The sequence below is a fragment of the Herbaspirillum sp. CAH-3 genome (assembly GCF_009668275.1).
Lineage (GTDB): Bacteria > Pseudomonadota > Gammaproteobacteria > Burkholderiales > Burkholderiaceae_D > Herbaspirillum > Herbaspirillum aquaticum.
This window is the reverse complement of the sequence record NZ_VSWE01000008.1, coordinates 45,632-62,903: the sequence shown is the minus strand read 5'-3', so window position 1 is coordinate 62,903 and position 17,272 is coordinate 45,632. Positions and strand designations below refer to the sequence as shown.

Below are 17,272 nucleotides of genomic sequence, written 5' to 3'. Positions count from 1 at the left end.
CGAATCGGCCTCAGAAATGGCTCAAAGACCGGAGGAATGACGATTGATGTTAATCCGGCCGCAGGAAGCGATAAGCCATACAACGTACATATAGAAATAGGAAGTTAATATGTCCGAACGAGAATATTGGATAAGAGTCATAAGTGATTTTTACCTGATCGGAGAAAAAGATATATTTTTTTTAAACGATTTAATAGGATTGGTTTCGTATGGCGAGAACGATAATTTCCTCGATAAATCCGCTGAAAAGCGAATTGATCATGCTATTTTTTTGGCTGATTACCTATTAGGTACAGGCGATTTTGAGGCAGGTGTAGCCGTCTCTTCTAGCGGAAATGAAGTTGGCTACGTTAAATTCGATGGAGATGTAAATTTATATTTCGATCTCATTCGAAACGATGTTCGAGAGAATGGTTTAGATGATTATGAAACTGGTGTTCGATATTGGATTTCGAAGATAAAGGGGAGAAGAATGGTTTCTTTGCCTCCGGTTTCATTACGTCGCTTATTTGAAAATTAGAACTTCATCGCATCACGATTTTCCCCCGAATGGGTCGGCTACCAAGGATTAGTGTTCGACTCCGCTGATGATGCGGGAGATAGAACAATGCATACGTTCATATTAAATTTCGGTCCCCAAGTTCCGAACAGTAGTACGCCGGAACATACTGAGATTGAATTTCTTCTGACAAACGGTAGCGATGTGCGGACATTGCTGAAAACTTGCTGGGATGTCTCGGAATTTAGAAATTGGATCTCCGAAAATCTGGACCAGATCTTGCGAGATCCCTTCCCATCTCTATTTGGTGAGGACAGCTCCATTGCAAAATGCATAGCTTCATTTTATGACTCTGTAAATCCTGAAGACGACGATTTAATTGATAGAGCATTTGAATATCGTAGAGTGCACGGCATCCGATTTGGTCTACGTGGAGCTCGAATCCCAGATATTTATGTCGGACAACGATGTGGAAGCTTCGAAATATCTTGTTACTCGGAGCAAGATGAGTGGTCTTATTTTATCTGCGCAGATTCATTTGAAAATGAAATGAGAACGTTATTAGGCAGTCACTCAGCTAGTGACTGATTTTTTAAGACTGCTAGTTCATTGCGCGTGGCACGGTGGCCGGTGACGCTGCGAGAATTTTTATCTAACTTATTTGGGAAGACACAAAAGCAGCGATGGGACGAGGCGACCCCGTTGGGGAAAAAAATATATATCGCTGTAACGGCTGTAATATTTTTTCTGATCGTTAGCGTTTGGACTTATGGTGGCTGGTGGAGATGAAGTGCGACCGCAGCTCGATTAAAAATTCAGCGTTGAAGCCGAGTTATCTCATCAGCTTTCCTGATAGTAGCTGTCATCAATCTCAATTTTACCAATGACTTCGATTGGCGGATGATCTGCCCATTCATCCAGGGAGAAGTCCATGTGGCACATCGTCAGGGAGGTCCTTGCCCGCGTCCTCGGGGACCATCACGCTTCCCACGGGGGCGCCGCGCAGGAAATGCGGGAGATGGGCGCGCGCGAGCTCAATGACCTGGGCATCGGTGCCAGCGAGGTGCCGTTCTTCCTGGAGAAACAAGCCAATGAGGAGCGTCCTCACCGCCAAAAGGAGGTTATCCATGCAACATCTTGCTGAAATGATCGGACTGGCCGCCACGCTGAGCCTGGCCACCATGAGCCCCGGCCCCAGCTTCGTGATGGTGGCGCGCACCTCGGTGGGCGGCGGACGGCCCAATGGTCTGCTGGCGGCACTGGGTATGGGTATCGGCGGCGTGCTCTTTGCCGCAGCGGCTTTGCTGGGGCTGCAGGCAGTGCTGCTGGCAGTGCCTTCGCTCTATCTGGTGTTGAAGTTCGGGGGCGGTGTTTATCTGGCCTACATGGGCTGGCGCATCTGGCGCGGGGCGCGTACGCCCCTGATGGCCGACGACATCGCACCGCGCGACCAATCACCCTCCTTGTCCCGCCGGTCCCTGTGGCTGGGCCTGGTCACCCAGATCAGCAATCCGAAAACCGCCATCGCCTACACCAGCGTGTTCGCCGCCTTTTTGCCGGCCCAGACTTCCCTGTCCTTCAAGGCGCTGACGCTGCTGCTGGTCTTCGTGATCGAAGCGGGTTGGTATGGCCTGGTGGCCGTCGCACTCTCTTCATCGCGTCCACGCCGCTGGTATGTGCAGGGCAAGCACTGGTTCGACCGCATCGCGGGCGGCGTCATGATAACCCTCGGGTTCAGGCTGCTGCTCTCGCGTACCGGACCGTGACCGCCTGAGCTTGGCTGCACGCGAGGCCAGCGCACGCGGCCGACACCAGGCAATCTGGCGTCGGCCATATCGCTTCAATCCAGCTTGAACTTGCCCACTACGGCTGCGAGATTGCCTGCCTGTCCCTTCAGTGAATCCGCCGCTGCCGCCGCCTGCTCCACCAGTGCGGCATTCTGCTGCGTCGTCTCATCCATCTGCGTGATGGCGAGATTGACTTCATTGATGCCGCCGCTCTGTTCCTGCGTGGCCGCGCTGATCTCGGCCACCACGTCAGTAACGCGGCGCACGCTGGCCACCACTTCGGTCATGGTGCTGCCGGCGCGTTCCACCAAAGCGCTGCCCGCGCTGACCTTCTGCACCGAGTCGTCAATGAGCTCCTTGATCTCCTTGGCCGCACCGGCCGAACGCTGCGCCAGTGAGCGCACCTCCGAGGCCACCACCGCAAAGCCGCGTCCCTGCTCGCCGGCACGGGCCGCTTCCACCGCTGCATTGAGCGCCAGGATGTTGGTCTGGAAGGCGATGCCATCAATCACGCTGATGATGTCGGCAATGCGGCGCGAACTCTCGGTGATGCCTTCCATGGTCTGCACTACCTGGCCCACCACTTCGCCACCCTGGCTGGCGATGTCGGATGCGGTGGCCGCCAGCTGGTTGGCCTGGCGCGCATTGTCGGCATTCTGGGTCACGGTGGAGGTGAGCTGCTCCATGGCCGATGCGGTTTCTTCCAGGGAGCCCGCCTGCTGTTCGGTACGGTTGGACAGGTCCAGGTTGCCGCGCGCGATTTCGTTGGAGGCAGTGGCGATGGTGTCGGTCCCCTGGCGCACCTCATTGACGATGTCGCGCAGGCTGTCATTCATCACGCGCAGGGCTTCCATGAGGCGTCCGGTTTCATCGCGGCCGGCCGGGCGGATGCGCAGGGTCAGGTCGCCACGCGCCACGCGCTGGGCGATTTCCACCGCTTCCTTCAATGGACGCGAGACATTGGCCGCCACCACGAAGGCCAGCAGCGAACCGATGGCCACCGTTGCCACCAGCAAGCCCACGATCCAGCGCTGCGCCGCACGGAATACGCCCGAGGCTTCTTCGTCGGCACGCGCGCTGCCGCTGGCATTGACCTTGACGATGGCATTGAGGTTGCCGACCATCGCGGCGTAGAGCTTGGCGGACTCGCCGTTGAAGAGGGCGCGTGTCTCGTCATACTGCTGGTTGGCCGCCATCTCGGCCAGTTGTTCATCCACCTTCAGGTAGGCCGCGAGATTCTTGCCGAACTGGGCGTATTGCTCCTTCTCCTCGGGTTCGGACATGCGCTGCTCGAATACCGCGCGCTGCTTGGCCAGCGCATCCAGCCGCTTCTTGATGGACTGGTTGGCGGCGGTGCGCTCCTGGGGCGTGACGGCGGTGACCAGCTCCAGTTCATTGAGCCGCAGCGGCGGCAGCGAACCCTGCAGTTCGCGTGCGGCATCCATGGTCGGCATCCACTTGTTGACGATCTCGCCGGAAGCACTGTTGACCTGCTTGAGTTCCTTCATGGCGAACAGGCCCTGCAACAGGGCCAGCGCAATCACCACCGCAAAGGACAGGGCCAGCTTTTTGGCGATGTTGAGGTTGTAGAACCAGATCATGTCTTCCTCGCATTCGATTTATATCGTTTTCAGTGTCGGATCCGAACGCTGCTGTCGAACGATTCTGCGAGGCCGCCCGTTTGGCGTGCGGGCGTCAAGAGCGGCAACCGGCCGGGGCGTGGTTGCGGGAGCAATGAAGTGCTGGTGATGTCATGCCGTCACGAAGCGTCGGCTTCCTGCCCATCCTGTCTCTCTTGTTGCCAACGGCCTCCCTTGGCCGCCGGCGCTTGCTGTTCGATGGTCGCATGGCTGGATCGGACTTGATCTTAACGACCGACAAGATTTCCATCCAATGAAATTAATCATGCTGGCCATGCGTTAATTGATATCGATTGTTTGATAGCGATTGTTGTCAGGATGTCGTACAAGATTATTCAATGACGGACGATGGAAGACGCCGCAGCTGCGATAAGATGTGCATAAAATTCACTTCAATGCCTTTTTCGCACGATGCGCCGAAAGATTCCTTCCACCCAGGCCATGGCCGTCTTCGAGTCGGCCGCGCGGCACCAGAGCTTTACCAAGGCCGCCCAGGAAATGGCCGTGACGCAAAGCGCCGTCTGCCGCCAGGTGGCCGCGCTGGAGGAATTCCTGGGCCTGAAGCTGTTTCGCCGCACCAAGCGCGGCGTGCGCCTGACCGAGGCGGGCGTGAGCTACAGCCACCAGGTCGGCCAGCGCCTCGATGAAATCGAACGCGACGCCCTGCACCTGATGTCGCGCGACGGCCATGGCGATACCCTGGAGCTGGGCGTGATGCCGACCTTCGCCACCCGGTGGCTGCTGCCGCGCCTGCGTTCCTTCCTGGAGGCGCATCCGGGCGTGACGGTCAACCTGCGGCCGCGCACCCGGCCCTTCCTCTTCGAAGAGACCAATCTCGATGCCACGCTCTACGCCGGGCAAGCCAGCTGGCCCGGGACCGAGGGCGTGTTCCTGATGCGCGAGAGCATGGTGGCCGTGGCCAGCCCCGAACTCATCGGTCACGACCGCAAGCTCACGCCCACCGAGCTGCTGGCCTATCCGCTGCTGCAGCAGAGCACGCGGCCCTATGTGTGGCGGCAGTGGTTCGCTTCCTTCGGCATGCAGGTGCAGAACGACCTGGTGGGCACGCAGCTGGAACTGTTCTCCATGCTGACCCAGGCGGCCATCGTAGGCATGGGCGTGGCGCTGATCCCGCGCTTCCTGATCGAGGATGAGTTGCGGCGCGGCCTGTTGGTGGTGGCGGTCGATCACGATTACCTGAGCACGCACTCCTACTACCTGATCTATCCCGAGCGCACCTCCGAGCGGCCGCTCCTGCGCCTGTTCCAGGACTGGCTGGAAGAGCAGGCCAAGGCCTATCGCCTGCCCAGCGGATTGGGTTGAGTGCGGGTTGGAAGGATGTCTCGACAGGCGGAACTGGAGTGCGTAATACGCACATGGTGATGCAAACATTTCGTTTGCGCCACGGCGGGGCAGTCCGTATATTTTTGTCCACCGCCGCTGCGCGAGGACGGTCTGCGAAGACAGTACTGCTGCAGCGATTCCTGATGCACAAAAGAGGCTTCCATGAGCAAAACGCAGCAACGACATGCATTCGATTACGCCGACCCCCTGATGCTGGAGCAGCAACTGAGCGACGATGAGCGCCAGGTGCGCGATGCCGCCCAGGCCTATTGCCAGGACCGCCTGGCCCCGCGCGTGCTGGAAGCCTTCCGCCACGAGAAGATGGATGTGAGCATCTTCCGCGAGATGGGCGAACTGGGCCTGCTGGGCGCGACCATCGATGAGCAGTACGGTGGTGCCGGTCTGAATTACGTTTGTTATGGTTTGATCGCCCGTGAAGTCGAGCGCGTCGATTCCGGCTATCGCTCCATGATGAGCGTGCAGTCCTCGCTGGTGATGACCCCCATCAATGCCTTCGGCACTGAAGCGCAGAAACAGAAATACCTGCCCAAGCTGGCCAGCGGCGAATGGATCGGCTGCTTCGGCCTGACCGAACCCAACCACGGTTCCGACCCCGGCAGCATGATCACCCGCGCGCGCAAGGTGGACGGCGGCTACAGCCTGTCCGGCAGCAAGATGTGGATCACCAACAGCCCGGTGGCCGACGTCTTCGTGGTGTGGGCCAAGGATGACGAAGGCGAGATTCGCGGCTTCATCCTCGACAAGGGCACCAAGGGCTTGTCGGCCCCGGCTATCCACGGCAAGGTCGGCCTGCGTTCTTCCATCACCGGGGAAATCGTGATGGACAACGTCTTCTGCCCGGAAGAAAACGCCTTCCCCGACGTGCGCGGATTGAAGGGCCCCTTCACCTGTCTGAACAGCGCCCGTTACGGCATCGCCTGGGGCGCACTGGGCGCGGCCGAAGACTGCTACGAGCGCGCGCGCCGCTACACCATGGAACGCCAGCAGTTCGGTCGTCCGCTGGCGGCCAACCAGCTGGTGCAGAAGAAGCTGGCCGACATGCTCACTGAAATCTCGCTGGGCCTGCAAGGCTGCCTGCGCCTGGGACGCCTGAAGGATGAGGGGTATTCCGGTATCGAGCAGACCTCGATCATGAAGCGCAACAGCTGCGGCAAGGCACTGGACATCGCCCGCATGGCGCGCGACATGATGGGCGGCAACGGCATCTCCGATGAGTTCGGCGTGGCGCGTCACCTGGTGAACCTGGAAGTGGTCAACACCTACGAGGGCACGCATGATGTGCATGCGCTGATCCTCGGCCGCGCCATCACCGGACTGGCGGCTTTCTCCAACTGAAGCGACATCGCCTGCAAGCCGCCTCTACGGTGGCTTGCAGGCGATGTATTTCCTCTCCCGCTCTTTTCTCGCTACAGCACGCCCCGTTCGCGCAACGCGGCGATCTGTGCTTCTTCCATCCCCAGCAGCGACTGCAAGACTTCTCCCGTGCCTTCACCCAGGGAGGGCGGTGCCTTGCGCACCGGCAGGCGTTCGCCATCGAAACGATAGGGCGGTGCCAGCACCTGCACACTGCCCGCTTCCGCATGTGGATGCGTGCTGACCAGGCCGGCAGAGGTGGCGCGCGGACTGGTCAGCGCCTCATGCAGGCCCAGCACTTCACCGCAGGGAATGCCGGCCTGGTGCAGCTTGGCCAGCAGGTCGGCACGTTTGCGGGCCTTGAGTTCGCGGTTGATTTCCGGCACCAGCACATCGCGATGCTGGCCACGGCTGACATTGGTCTTGAAGCGCGCATCCTCGGCCAGGTCGGGACGGTCGATGACGCTGTGGCAGAAACGCTGGTACTGGCTGTTGGTGCCTACCGTGATGACCAGCCGCCCATCGGCCGCATCGAAGACGCCATAGGGAATGATGGAGGGATGCGCATTGCCATAGCGCGGCGGATCGTCGCCCAGGATCAGCGCTTCCAGACCGTAATACGAGGTGATCATGACGCCGCAATCGAACAGCGCCATTTCCACATGCCGGCCCTGTCCGGTCTGCTGGCGCTGGTACAGCGCGGCCAGCACGCCCTGGGCGGAATACATGCCGGTGAACAGGTCCACCGCCGCCACGCCCAGTTTCAGCGGGGGCTGGGTGGCCTCGCCATTGAGCGACATCAGGCCGGATTCGCCCTGGATCACCAGGTCATAGCCGGGCCGCGTGGCTTCCGGCCCGCTGCTGTCGTAACCGGTGATGGAGCAATACACCAGGCCGGGATTGTCGCGGCGCAGGGTCTCGTAATCGAGGCCAAATTTCTGCACGCCGCCGAACTTGAAATTCTGGATCACCACATCGCTCTTGCGGGCCAGCTGGCGCACGATGTCCTGGCCTTCTTCGGTCTGCAGGTCGACGCTGATGGAGCGTTTGTTGCGGTTGACGCTGTTGAAATACGCGGTCTCGGTCGAGCCGATGCGGGTCCCCCAGTCGCGCGTGTCGTCGCCGCGTTCGGGGTGCTCGACCTTGATCACTTCGGCACCCAGGTCGCCCAGCACCATCGCACACCACGGGCCGGCCAGCACGCGCGAGAGGTCCAGTACGCGCACGCCGGCCAGCGGCAGGGATGCAGTTTGTTCAGTCATCTTGTCTCCTCATGGACGGGATGCGTGCTGCGCTTGTTGTTCTGTATGACGTCGTTGCGCATCCCGGTACCGCTATTGTTCCGGTGCCTGCCGCAGCCGCCGGAAATCGGCAGGCCGTTTTTCAAGGAAGGCGTGAATGCCCTCGGCCGCTTCGTCTTCGCCCTGCGAGAGCACCATGTGTTGCGCTTCCAGTTCCAGCTGTTCTTCCAGCGTGGCGCCGTAGGCATGCTGGCACAGGTGCTTGATGCGGGCCATCGCCTGCGCCGGTCCGTCGGCCAGGGTGGCGGCCAGTTGCACGGCGGCTTGGAGTGCCTGTCCCTCCTCGACCAGTTGATTGACTGCGCCCATGGCGTGCAGGCGTTCGCCATTGAATCGCTCACCGGACAGGCACAACTGGGTCAGCACCTGGCGCGACAGGAATTGCGCCAGGAAGGCTGTCACGCCGCCATCGGGCGTGAGCCCGACCTTGACGTAGGCTACCGAGAACTGCGCTTGGCGCGTCGTCACCAGCAGATCGCAGGCCAAGGCCAGCGACAGCCCGGCTCCGGCCGCGCCACCTTCGACAGCGGCGATCACCGGCTTGCTGCAGCGGCCGATATGGCGGATCAGGTCGTGCAAGCCTTCCAGTTTTGCACGCCGTTGCTGGGGGGCCATGCTGCGCCGCTGGGCCAGCAGGCGCAGGTCGCCGCCGGAGCAGAAGAAGTTGCCGCCCCCGGCCAGCACGATGGCGCCCACTTGTGGATCGGCCTGGGCCTCGTCGAGCGCGGCCGCCAGCGCCGCGTACAGGTCGGCGTTGAGGGCATTGCGCGTGGTCGGATCATGGTTGATGAGCACGCGCACCGCGCCGCGCTGCTCGCACAGGACTTCGCTCATGCCGATACTTCGCGGCCCAGCGCGATGTAGCGTTGCAGGTGATGGTCTTCGTCGCCGAGCTGGTGGTCGATCATCACCAGGCGCTTGGCGTAGTGCGACAGCGGCAGTTCCCAGGTCATGCCGATGCCGCCGTGCAGCTGGATGGATTCTTCGGCCACCAGCGTGCCGATGCGGCCGATGCTGAACTTGGCCGCCGACAAGGCACGCTCGCGCGTGATGCGGTCGGCGTCCAATGCAGCAGCGGCATTGATGACCGCCGAGCGCGCCTGTTCCACTTCCAGTAGCAGGTCGGCCATGCGATGCTGCAGGGCCTGGAAGCTGCCGATGGGCAGGCCGAACTGCTTGCGGGTGCGCAGGTAATCGAGCGTGGCCTCCTTGGCCACTTCCATCGCGCCCAGCGCTTCGGCACACAGCGCCAGCACGCCGCGTCCGAGGATGCGCTCCAGCAGCGCAGCGCCTTGGTCCGCGCTGCCCAGCAGGGCGTCGGCGGGCAGGGCAACCTCTTGCAGCAGCAGGTCGGCTACGCGGCCACCGTCGATGGCGTCGCTGCCTTGCAATTGCAGGCCCGCCGTATTGGCCGGGATCAGGAACAGCGAGATGCCGTCAGCGTCATCGCTCGCGCCGCTGGTACGGGCTGAGACCAGCAACACATCCGCCGCTTCCGCTTGCACCACGACCGCCTTGTGGCCTTGCAGGCGCCAGCTTCCGTCGGCTTCTTGCGTGGCGCGCGTGGTCACATGCGTGGGTGCATAGTGGCTGTCGGCTTCTTCATGGGCCAAGGCGGCCAGGGTCTGGCCGGCGATGATCGGTTCCAGCAAGGCCTTCTGTGCGGGCGTGCCAGCGGCCGCGATGGCCTCGCCGACCAGGATGGCACTGCCCAGCAAGGGCTCCAGCAGCAGGCCGCGGCCGATCTCTTCAAACACCACGGCGATATCGAAACCCCCACCGCCGTAGCCGCCGTCTTCCTCACGGAAGAGTGCGCCGATCACGCCCATTTCGGCCAGTTGCGACCACATGTCGCGGCTCATGCCGGGCTTGGATTGCAGCAGGTGCTTGCGGGCTTCAAAACCATACTGTTCGGTAATGAGACGGCGCAGGCTGTCGGCCAGCATGCGCCGTTCTTCGGTGTGCTCGAAATTCATGGGCGTTTCCTCACAGGCCAAGGATCATCTTGGAGATGATGTTCTTCTGGATTTCATTGGAGCCGCCGAAGATCGACAGCTTGCGATTGTTGAAGTAATGCGCGGCCGCACCGGCAGCGGCCTCCGGGCCGAGCGTGTGGCCATCTTGGCCTTCATCCTGCGCCTGCCACTGATAGGGGCGCGCGTAAGGGCCCATGGCGCGGCGGGTGAGGGCGGTGATTTCCTGGCGGATCTCGGTGCCGCGTATCTTGAGCATGGAGCTTTCCGCACCGGGCGCACCACCGCCGGCCACCGCCGAGATGACGCGCAGGTTGGTGGTCTTCATGTTCTCCAGATCGATTTCCACGCGGGCCATGCGGGCCGCGAAGAGCGGGTCTTCGGCCAGCGGACGGCCATGGCTGCGTTGCGTGGCGGCGATTTTCTTGAGCCGTTGCAGTGCGGCTACCGAGAAGCCGATGCCGGCGATGTTGGTGCGCTCATAGGTCAGCAGGTACTTGGCGCAACTCCAGCCGCGATCTTCCTCGCCGACCAGGTTTTGTACCGGCACGCGCACATCGGTGAAGAAGACCTCGTTGACTTCGTGCTCGCCGTCCAGCGTGATGATGGGACGTACTTCCACGCCCGGTGCATTCATGTCGATCAACAGGAAGCTGATGCCTTCCTGCTTCTTGGCTTCGCGATTGGTGCGCACCAGGCAGAAGATCATGTTGGCGTAGTGGCCCAGCGTGGTCCAGGTCTTCTGGCCATTGACGATGTAATGGTCGCCGTCGCGGACCGCATGCGTCTTTACGGCAGCCAGGTCGGAGCCTGCGCCCGGTTCCGAATAGCCCTGGCACCACCAGTCCTCGCCACTGAGGATGCGCGGCAGCCAGTATCGCTTCTGCGCTTCATTGCCGTACTTGATCAGCACCGGTCCCAGCATGTTGACCCCGAACGGCACCACGCGCGGCGCATGCGCCAGGCAGCATTCGTGTTCGAAGATGAATTTCTCGATTACGGTCCAGCCGGTGCCGCCATATTCGCGGGGCCAGTGATTGGCCAGCCAGCCGCGTTCGTTGAGGATGGCGTGCCATTGTTCCATCTCGTCGCGGCTCAGGTGCTTGCCGCTGGCCACCTTGTCCGACAAGGCCTTGGGCAGCTTCTCGGCGAGGAAGGCGCGCACGCTGTCGCGGAAGGCTTCTTCTGCCGGGGTGAAATTCAGATCCATTCCAGTCTCCTTGGGGATGCAGTGCAGCGATGCTGCGCTTCAATAGATTTCAAACAGGCCGGCCGCACCCATGCCGCCGGCGATGCACATGGTCACCACGGCGTAGCGCACACCGCGCCGCTTGCCCTCGATGAGCACGTGCCCGGCCAGGCGCGCGCCGGTCATGCCGAAGGGATGGCCGATGGAAATGGCTCCGCCGTTGACGTTGAGCAGTTCGTCCGGAATGCCCAGGCGGCGCTGGCAGTAGAGGGCTTGCGAAGCGAAGGCTTCGTTGAGTTCCCACAGGCCGATGTCTTCCATGCGCAGCCCGTGACGCTGCAGCAGGCGCGGCACCGCGAAGACCGGGCCGATGCCCATTTCATCGGGCTCGCAGCCAGCCACGGCAAGGCCACGGAAAGCGCCCAGCACCGGCAGTCCCGCCCGTTCAGCAGCGCGGGCTTCCATCATCACGCAGGCCGAGGCCCCGTCGGAAAGTTGCGAGGAATTGCCGGCCGTGATGAACTTGTCCGCGCCCATCACCGGGGCCAGCTTGGCCAGCGCCTCATCAGTGGTGCCTGGGCGATTGCAGTTGTCGGCCTCCACCGTTACCTCGCGCAGGCTGGTCTGGCCGCTGGCCTTGTCGGTGACTTGCATGGTGGTGGTGCAGGCCACGATCTCGTCACGGTAGCGTCCGGCTTCCTGTGCCTCGGCGGTCTTGCGCTGGCTGGCTGCGGAGAAGCGGTCCTGGTCTTCGCGCGAAATGCCGTAGCGTGCGGCCACGATGTCGGCGGTCTCGATCATGGGCAGGTAGAGGTCGGGCCTGTGCTCGACGATCCACGGGTCCATGCCGCTGTCGGTGGCGCTGCGGCTGCGGATCTGCGAGATGCTTTCCACACCGCCTGCGATCATGGCGTCAGCACCATCGACCACGATGCGGCCGGCCGCCATCGCAATGGCTTGCAGGCCCGAGGCACAGAAGCGGTTGACGGTGGTGCCGGCGATGCTGATGGGCAGCCCCGCGCGCACGATGGCCTGGCGCGCGATGTTGCGCCCGGTAGTGCCTTCCGGATAGCCGCAGCCGAGGATGGCATCCTCGATCTGGCCCGGATCGATGCGCGCACGCTCGACGGCCGCGCGCACCGCAAAGGCCGCCAGGGTCGGACCGGGCGTGACGTTGAATTCGCCGCGATGGGCCTTGGTCAAGGGGGTACGCGCAGTGGATACGATGACGGCTTCCCGCATCATGGAATTCTCCTGGAAGGATGGTGCAAGGTGGAGACCGGCGATGCGCGCGGTCTCCGGCGATTCCGGTTTGGCGATCAGCCGGCCTGGTTCAGCGATTCAAAATTGGCACCGCGTTCGACCAGCTCCACCAGCAGCGGCGAGGGTGTCCAGAACAGCGGATCTTCGGCGGCGAAGGCGCGGATGTCGGCCAGCACATTGGGCAGGCCCACCATGTCGGCATATTTCATGGGCCCCCCGCGATGGCGCGGGAAACCGTAGCCGTACAGGAAGGTGACATCCACATCCAGCGGACGCAGGGCAATGCGCTGATGGACCACATTGGCACCTTCATTGATCATCGCGGCCAGGTAGCGGCGCTGGATGTCTTCCTTGCTGAAGCTGCGCGGCGTGATGCCGGCGCGTGCACGTTCCTCGTCGATGAGCGCCAGCACTTCCGGATCGGGTGCGCCGCTGCGCGGACCATCGGGATAGCGATAGAAGCCGCGTCCGCTCTTCTGTCCAAACCAGCCGCGCTCGCACAGGCGGTCGGCAATGTGGACGTAGCGCGCACGCGGATCGCGGGTGGCGGCGCGGCGCTTGCGGGTGGCCCAGCCGATGTCGCCACCGGCCAGGTCCACTACCTGGTACGGCCCCATGGCAAAACCGAAGTCACGCACGGCGGCATCGATCTCATAGGGTGAAGCGCCATCTTCCATCAAGTAATCGGCTGCCTGGCGATACACGGCCAGGATGCGGTTGCCGATGAAGCCATCACAGACCCCGGCGCGCACCGGCACCTTGCGCAGGCGCTTGGCCAGTTCGAAGGCGGTGGCCACAACCTCGCTGGCGACCTGGCGCGGTACCACGATTTCCAGCAGCTTCATCACATTGGCGGGGGAGAAGAAGTGCAGGCCGATCACGTCCGCAGGACGGGAGATGCTGGCGGCAATCGCATCGATGTCGAGGTAGGAAGTGTTGGTCGCCAGCACGGCACCAGGTTTGCAGACGCGGTCCAGTTCAGCGAAGACGGCTTGCTTCACGTTCAGATCTTCGAACACGGCTTCGATCACCACATCGGCGGCGGACAAGTCTTCATAACGGGTGCTGCCGTGCAAGCGCGCCAGCACGGCATCGCGGGCCTCTTGCGTGAGGCGGCCCTTGGCCACCTGGGCGTCGTAAGTTTTTTCCACATGGCTGCGTCCGCGTGTCAAGGCTTCGTCGTCGCGTTCAATCATGGTTACCGGCAAGCCGGCATCGAGCACCGCCACGGCGATGCCCGCACCCATGGTGCCACCGCCGACCACGCCGATCTGCTCGATGCGGCGCGGCTGGGCGTTGCGGGTCTCGGGGGCTTTCTGCACTTCGCGTTCGGCGAAGAATGCGTGGATCAGGCCGGCGCGTTGCGGGCTGTCCAGGCATTGCAGGAAGAACTGGCGTTCCAGTGCGAGTCCTTCCTCGAAGGGCAGGGTGGTGGCGGCTTCCACGGCATCGATGATCTTGTGCGGGGAGAACAGGCCGCGTGATTTCTTGCCAGCCTCGGCGCGTGCGGCCGCAATGGCCGCCTGGGTGGCGGCGGTATCGGCCAGCCCTTTGCCATCGCGACTGCGGCGTACCGGGGCGTGCTTGTCCAGCAGGGCCTGCAGTTCGCGCAAGCCGGCCGCGCGTGCGTGGTCGGCGCTGTCGCCTTCGACCAGTTGATCCACCAGGCCGAGCGAGAGGGCTTCCTTGGCGCCGAGATGGCGTCCGGTCAGCATCATGTCCAGCGCGGCCTGCGCACCGATGAGGCGCGGCGTGCGCTGGGTGCCGCCGGCGCCGGGCAACAGGCCCAGTTGTACTTCGGGCAGGCCCAGGCGAGCGTTGCCGAGCGCCACCCGGTAATGCGCAGCCAGCGCCACTTCCAGCCCGCCACCGAGGGCCGCGCCGTGGAGGGCGGCCAGTACCGGCTTGCTGCAAGCCTCGATGCGATTGCACAGTTCGGTCAGCAGGGGCGATTGCGGCGGCTTGCCGAATTCGCGGATGTCGGCCCCGCCGATGAAGTTGCGGCCTGCGCCGGTCACCAGGATGGCGGCTACGCCGGCATCGGCTTCGCCCTCCTCAATGGCCGACATCAGGCCCCGGCGCACCGCCACCCCCAGCGCATTGACCGGCGGGTTGTCGATGGTCACCACCAGGATGGCGCCTTCGCGCGCCAGATGGACGGGGGGCGTTTCGCCCGCAGCCGTGGATGGCTTGGACATGCAGCAGTCTCCTGTTCTAGTTGGTTCGCATAGCGAAACTCAAGTTCGCAAATGGCTTTTGTCGGCAACGATACCGCATTTGCGCCGGATGTGTAAACCGCGCATACCGCAGCGCTCCAATCTGCACAATTGTCAGCAAGGGTCAGGCAGGGCGGGCGTTTGCGGCCGATGGCCAAAAGGGCAGGCTGAGCCGGGGGGCGCTGTTGACGTTGTTGAAACGCCACATTGGGCGTATGTGTTTTGCACAGCGGAACACGCGTTCGCAAATAATTGACACTGCGATTTCAGGTGTGTACATTCCACAGCCAATGAGGGGCGACGTGACCATGCGGCACGGCCCTGCCACGCGGAGATGTGACGGATGGATGAGATTGTGTCGTTCAAGGGTGAGGATGAGAGCCACGACCGGCAGTTCGTCAATGCCCTGGCGCGTGGATTGGAGATCCTGCGGTGCTTCCGCCCCGGGGAGATCTACCTCACCAACACCGAACTGGCCAAGCGTACCGGCCTGCCCAAGCCGACCATCTCGCGCCTCACGCATACCCTGACCCGGCTGGGCTATCTCGAATATTCCGAAGACCAGGGCCGCTATCAGCTCGGCTCCGGCGTGCTTGCGCTGGGCTACTCGCTGCTTTCGGGCATGGATGTGCGCAAGCTGGCGCGTCCGGCCATGCAGGAGCTGGCCGACTATTCGCAATGCAATGTGGCGCTGGGCATCCGTGATCGCCTGAGCATGGTCTACATCGAAGCCACGCGCGGCCAGTCCGCCGTGACCTTGCGCCGCGATGTCGGCTCGCGCATTCCGCTGGCCACCACCTCCATGGGCCGCGCGCTGCTGTGCGCCTTGCCCCAGAACGAACGCGATTTCCTGATGGACCACATCCGCCTGCGCAATGAAGAGCAGTGGCCCAAGGTCAAGGCCGGCATCGAGCAGGCCTTCAAGGATTACCAGGATCATGGTTTCTGCATCTCGGTTGGCGAATGGGAAAAGACCATCAGCGCCGTGGGCGTGCCCATGATCGATGCCAACGAAGAAAAGATCATGGCCTTCAACTGCGGTGGCCCGGCCTTCATGTTGACGCGCGAGATGCTGATGGAAGACCTCGGCCCGCGCCTGGTCAACGTGGTGCGCACGGTGGAAGCGAGCATGGGCCGCCACTGAGCGGCAGGCAGCAGAGCACGAGCAAAAAACGAGCAACAACGAGCACGGAGACAGACGCGCCGCCATGCCGCAGGCATGAGCGGTGCGCAGCAAGGCAGTACCGCAGGTCCATCACAAAAACAAAACCAGAAGTCAGCACCATCGGGGTCATGCAGACCCGTTTCAGCCATGGGTGTCCGGTGCTGTCCGGCCGGGATGCGCACGTTCGCAGGCAGCGTCGTGCGCCTGGCATCCATCGCTGAACCGGGACGTCCCCGGCCAGGACACAGCAACATCACTCAGATTCACTCAGATGAAAAAGGTGGAGACAATGACGAACAAGCATCAAGGCATCAAGCGACTGGCCCTGCTGGCCTGCATCGCCTCGGCACTGGCCGGTGGCGCAGGCAGTGCGGCCGCCGACGAACTCAAGGTCGGCGTGGAAATCCCGCTGACCGGCAGCCTGGCACGCGTGGGCTCGGGCATGCAGGAGGGCATCAACGTGGCGGCCGACGTCTTCAACAAGACCAACGGCAAGCACAAGATCAAGCTGGTCACCATCGATGACGAATCCGCACCGGCCAAGGCGATTGCCGCCGTCGAGAAGCTGGCAGGCGAAGGCGTGCTGGCCATCACCGGTGGCTACGGCTCCAACAACATCGCACCGGCCGCCGATGCGGCGGGCAAGGCCGGATTGGTCTACATGACCTCCGGTGGGGTGGACGACAACCTGGTCAACAGCGGCCGCAAGAACTTCTTCCGCATCAACAACGTGGCCGGTTACCAGAAGGCCATGGTGGGCCTGCTGGACGACATGAATGCGCGCTCGGTCTCCATCGTCTACTCCACCAAGGAAGCCACGGCAGCGCTGGCCAAGGACCTGGAAAAAGCCTGGGGTGCCAAGGGACTGAAGGTCACTTCGCACGCCTTCGATCCGGCCATCAGCGACTTCAAGCCCATCGTCAACAAGATCAAGCTGCAGGACAAGCCGGAAGTCATCGCCATGATCGGCTACGAGAATGACTACGTCGGCATCCTGCGCGCAGCGCGCGTGTTGAAGCCGGCGGTCAAGGCCATGGTCGGCGTGTGGTCGCTGGCCACCCCGAAGATGGCGCAGGACTTCCCGGACCTGGTGCCCAATGTGTATGGCACGGCGCTGCTGCCGTACCCGGCGCAGTTCACCACGGCTGACGGCAAGCTCTTTGAAGAAACCTATCGCCGCCTCTACAAGAAAGACCCGGACTACCTGGGCCAGTTCGGCTACGTGCAATCGATGCTGTTGTTCGAAGCCATCGCCCGCGCCGCCGACAAGGGAACGCTCAAGAAGGATGGCGTGGCCGAAGAAATGCGCAAGACCGATCGCGACACCTTGATCGGCCGCGTGCAGTTCGGTGCCAATGGCGACAACCTGAACTTCACCCACCACATGGGCCAGCACCAGGGCGACAAGGTCGCCATCGTCTGGCCCAAGGCGGCTGCTACCAACAAGATGAATTATCCGGCCGTGCCCTGGTAATGCCCGGGCGGCGCGCACCTCGCACGGACGTGCGCGCCGTTGCCCAC

At 62.5% G+C, this 17,272-nt stretch carries 14 protein-coding genes; 7 read left to right on the top strand and 7 right to left on the bottom strand.

From position 1 onward, the window contains the following. The first annotated feature begins 109 nt into the window (after positions 1 to 109). The 3 genes from FYB76_RS11730 (at position 110) to FYB76_RS11720 (ending at position 2,265) form a co-directional block, all read left to right on the top strand. Positions 110 to 520, top strand: coding sequence for a hypothetical protein (locus tag FYB76_RS11730; protein ID WP_154133750.1), 411 nt, complete (start codon positions 110 to 112; stop codon positions 518 to 520). Positions 521 to 1,430: 910 nt separating this feature from the next. Beyond that, positions 1,431 to 1,643 carry a hypothetical protein gene (locus FYB76_RS11725; RefSeq protein WP_154133749.1) on the top strand — a complete coding sequence of 71 codons (213 nt, stop codon included), beginning with the start codon at positions 1,431 to 1,433 and terminating at the stop codon, positions 1,641 to 1,643. Further along, entirely contained in the window at positions 1,627 to 2,265 is a 639-nt protein-coding gene (locus tag FYB76_RS11720) for a LysE family translocator (protein ID WP_088755252.1), read from the top strand. Before FYB76_RS11725 ends, FYB76_RS11720 begins: the two co-directional genes overlap by 17 nt. Before the next feature lie 74 nt (positions 2,266 to 2,339). On the opposite strand, the gene FYB76_RS11715 is transcribed toward FYB76_RS11720, so the two are convergent. Continuing rightward, positions 2,340 to 3,887 carry a methyl-accepting chemotaxis protein gene (locus FYB76_RS11715; protein WP_088755251.1) on the bottom strand — a complete coding sequence of 516 codons (1,548 nt, stop codon included), beginning with the start codon at positions 3,885 to 3,887 and terminating at the stop codon, positions 2,340 to 2,342. Positions 3,888 to 4,337: 450 nt separating this feature from the next. Here FYB76_RS11715 and FYB76_RS11710 point away from each other — a divergent pair, with 450 nt between their 5' ends. Together FYB76_RS11710 and FYB76_RS11705 are read left to right on the top strand one after the other, a co-directional pair. Beyond that, positions 4,338 to 5,249, top strand: a complete 912-nt coding sequence (locus tag FYB76_RS11710) for a LysR family transcriptional regulator (protein WP_088755250.1) — start codon at positions 4,338 to 4,340, stop codon at positions 5,247 to 5,249. A 183-nt stretch (positions 5,250 to 5,432) separates the two neighbouring features. Next, a complete protein-coding gene (locus tag FYB76_RS11705; protein ID WP_154133748.1) occupies positions 5,433 to 6,626 on the top strand; it encodes an acyl-CoA dehydrogenase in 1,194 nt (397 codons plus the stop codon). A gap of 71 nt (positions 6,627 to 6,697) precedes the next feature. On the opposite strand, the gene FYB76_RS11700 is transcribed toward FYB76_RS11705, so the two are convergent. The 6 genes from FYB76_RS11700 to FYB76_RS11675 form a co-directional block, all read right to left on the bottom strand. Further along, entirely contained in the window at positions 6,698 to 7,906 is a 1,209-nt protein-coding gene (locus FYB76_RS11700; protein WP_154133747.1) for a CaiB/BaiF CoA-transferase family protein, read from the bottom strand. Positions 7,907 to 7,978: 72 nt separating this feature from the next. Continuing rightward, the gene (locus FYB76_RS11695) at positions 7,979 to 8,779 is read right to left on the bottom strand and encodes an oxepin-CoA hydrolase, alternative type (RefSeq protein WP_154133746.1); all 801 of its coding nucleotides are present in this window, start codon (positions 8,777 to 8,779) and stop codon (positions 7,979 to 7,981) included. After that, on the bottom strand, positions 8,776 to 9,921 hold the full coding sequence (locus FYB76_RS11690; protein WP_154133745.1) for an acyl-CoA dehydrogenase family protein: 1,146 nt from the start codon (positions 9,919 to 9,921) through the stop codon (positions 8,776 to 8,778). The genes FYB76_RS11695 and FYB76_RS11690 overlap by 4 nt, the downstream gene beginning before the upstream one ends. 10 nt (positions 9,922 to 9,931) lie before the next feature. Beyond that, positions 9,932 to 11,128: an acyl-CoA dehydrogenase family protein gene (locus tag FYB76_RS11685; protein ID WP_154133744.1), complete on the bottom strand. Its 1,197-nt coding sequence runs from the start codon at positions 11,126 to 11,128 to the stop codon at positions 9,932 to 9,934. A 39-nt stretch (positions 11,129 to 11,167) separates the two neighbouring features. Beyond that, positions 11,168 to 12,349, bottom strand: coding sequence for an acetyl-CoA C-acyltransferase (locus tag FYB76_RS11680; protein ID WP_154133851.1), 1,182 nt, complete (start codon positions 12,347 to 12,349; stop codon positions 11,168 to 11,170). A gap of 77 nt (positions 12,350 to 12,426) precedes the next feature. Further along, positions 12,427 to 14,568: a 3-hydroxyacyl-CoA dehydrogenase NAD-binding domain-containing protein gene (locus FYB76_RS11675; RefSeq protein ID WP_154133743.1), complete on the bottom strand. Its 2,142-nt coding sequence runs from the start codon at positions 14,566 to 14,568 to the stop codon at positions 12,427 to 12,429. A gap of 361 nt (positions 14,569 to 14,929) precedes the next feature. On the opposite strand from FYB76_RS11675, the gene FYB76_RS11670 reads away from it, so the two are divergent. Both FYB76_RS11670 and FYB76_RS11665 read left to right on the top strand, forming a co-directional pair. After that, on the top strand, positions 14,930 to 15,730 hold the full coding sequence (locus tag FYB76_RS11670; RefSeq protein WP_008326330.1) for an IclR family transcriptional regulator: 801 nt from the start codon (positions 14,930 to 14,932) through the stop codon (positions 15,728 to 15,730). A gap of 310 nt (positions 15,731 to 16,040) precedes the next feature. Then, a complete protein-coding gene (locus FYB76_RS11665) occupies positions 16,041 to 17,225 on the top strand; it encodes an ABC transporter substrate-binding protein (RefSeq protein ID WP_154133742.1) in 1,185 nt (394 codons plus the stop codon). The last annotated feature ends 47 nt before the right edge of the window (positions 17,226 to 17,272 follow it).